The organism is Flavobacterium sp. (genome assembly GCF_040382755.1).
In the GTDB taxonomy this organism is placed as follows: domain Bacteria; phylum Bacteroidota; class Bacteroidia; order Flavobacteriales; family Flavobacteriaceae; genus Flavobacterium.
In genome coordinates this window covers 1-2,226 of record NZ_JBEIET010000210.1, presented here as the reverse complement: position 1 = coordinate 2,226, position 2,226 = coordinate 1, and the positions used below count along the sequence as shown (strand labels likewise).

Sequence of the window (2,226 nt, the reverse complement as noted above, 5' to 3'; positions counted from 1 at the left end):
TAAAACCATCCATAAGGAATTGGATCAAAATTTAATCCCAGCAAATTATCTAAAATCATTGCTGAAATAGCAAAAATCATATTAAATAAAACGAAATACCAATACTCTGATCTTCTCGCTCTACCATTAAAATTTGCATAGTTGTCAAATACAACTTTTTTGTACCATTGAAACATAATAATTAAAATTAATTGGTTATTAATAACAATATTATGAAATATTTATGAAAATAAAAATATTATTCTTTGTTTTTTGAAACATTATTTTAGGATTTGTCAAATACTTTTATAAAGAATTGAAAAACAACTATTTCCAAATAGATTGTTTCAAAACTGAATCTAAATTATTATTTTTGATATAAAAAAACACTCTAATTAAGTGATAGATTCCTAATAATGCTCCCATAAAATAAGCAAGCTTCATACTGTAAAATAATTTATCAAAAAATGGTTTTTTATAAATTAATTCTGCAATAAGTTTAAACAAAACCAAGAGACAAAAAAATACAAAAAGTGGTCCAAATAGATGATGTAATAAACTTCTATAAATATCGCCTTCATAGAAATATACAATAGATTTTGTAATTCCACAACCTGGACAGGGAAAACCAGTTAACATTTTGAACGGACATAAAGATTGTTCGTTATCTAAATTTCCAGAATTATTTTGTTGTATAAAAAAAGGAACAATTAGTGTAACAAGTACACCAATTATTCCTAAAATTCTATTTTTTATAAAAGGTTTAATTGTATAATTTATTTATATCACCTTGAATAATCATTGCTGAAACCATTGGAAAGAAAAAACCTAAAATCAATAAAAGTACTGATTCATCTTTTTGAGGTTGACCCGTTAATTCGTATATTTTCGGCAGAGCTTCTTTTCCTGCTACCCAATAATAATATAAATTAATTGGCATACAGCATCCCGCTAATATAGCAACTGGAGAAGATATAACTTCTTTTCCTGCAGCAGCATTCATTACTTCAGCGGCTTTTATGTTCCAATAAATCAAGTACAATCCGCAAGTTAAAATTCCGAAAATTAATACCATTACTGGGTCTACTTTAAATACGGGGAGATTTGGTTTTTGGTTATTCCACTCCTCTTGTTTTGTAACTTCATTCATAATTTTATAGTTTTAGTTTTTGATTAGATGCCTATTTTTTTATTTTGTTACATAAACTTTCAAAATTTTATTTACAATAACTTGGGCAAGTTTTTCTTTACTTTCAAATGTCCAACCTGCTATATGTGGTGATAAAAGCACATTATTAGCGTTTAGCAAGTATTCAAAAGCAGCTGGTTTTTCACCTTCAAATAAGGTTTCAAAAGATAGTTTTTCGTATTCTAAAACATCTAAACCTGCACCTAAAATTTTACCGGATTGTAATGCAGAAACTAAATCGGCAGTTACAACACTTTTTCCTCTTGCGGTATTTATAAACCAAAATGGTTTTGAGAATTGATTGATAAACGTAGTATTTACCATTTTATCGGTTTCTGCTGTCCACGGAATGTGTAAACTTAAAACATCTACTTTTTGTTGTATTTCTTGTAAGGTAACTTGTTTAGCATTTTCATCGCCTTTATTTGGTATAATGTCATAACACAAAACGTCAACTTCAAAACCTCGCAATTTTTTTGCGAAAGATTTTCCCATATTTCCATACCCAATAATTCCAACTGTTTTTCCGTCTAATTCTGTTCCGCGATTGCTTTCACGATTCCATTGTCCTGATTTGACTTCTTTATCGGCGGTATTTAATTTATTGAATAATGACAATAGCATGCCTAAAGCGTGTTCGCCAACAGCAGAAGCGTTTCCTTCTGGAGCGGCAATTAGTTTAATGTTTTTACTTTCGGCATATTCGCAATCGATACTTTCTAAACCGGCACCCACTCGCGCAATGAATTGTAAGTTTTTTGCTTTATCAATAAAGGTTTTATCAATTTTAAATCGGCTTCTAATGACAATTCCGTGATAGTTTTCTATTTTACTTTCTACTTCTTCTTTGGTGGAAGTATAATCTGCTTCATTCTGAAAACCTGCCTTTTCTAATTGCTCCCAAAGCAACGGATGATTGGTGTCAAGATGAAGAATTTTAATTGTAGAAATAGTTTGCATAGAATTCATTTTGAAAACGGAAAGTTAGATTATTTCGAAGAGATTCGCAATTTTTTCAATAAGAAACACGTAAACTCAAACACAGATTGACACAGATT

The 2,226-nt window shown here is 29.6% G+C and carries 3 protein-coding genes and 1 pseudogene; all 4 read right to left on the bottom strand.

The window, feature by feature from the left end; genetic code table 11:
- Positions 1–80 (bottom strand): annotated as a pseudogene (locus ABWO04_RS12145) (DUF805 domain-containing protein); the annotation flags it as partial.
- A 226-nt stretch (positions 81–306) separates the two neighbouring features.
- Positions 307–618, bottom strand: a complete 312-nt coding sequence (locus ABWO04_RS11285; RefSeq protein WP_353079789.1) for a DUF2752 domain-containing protein — start codon at positions 616–618, stop codon at positions 307–309.
- Positions 619–742: 124 nt separating this feature from the next.
- Positions 743–1,129, bottom strand: a complete 387-nt coding sequence (locus tag ABWO04_RS11280; RefSeq protein WP_353079788.1) for a DUF4234 domain-containing protein — start codon at positions 1,127–1,129, stop codon at positions 743–745.
- Between the two features lie 39 nt (positions 1,130–1,168).
- Positions 1,169–2,137, bottom strand: coding sequence for a 2-hydroxyacid dehydrogenase (locus ABWO04_RS11275; protein WP_353079787.1), 969 nt, complete (start codon positions 2,135–2,137; stop codon positions 1,169–1,171).
- Between the last annotated feature and the right edge of the window lie 89 nt (positions 2,138–2,226).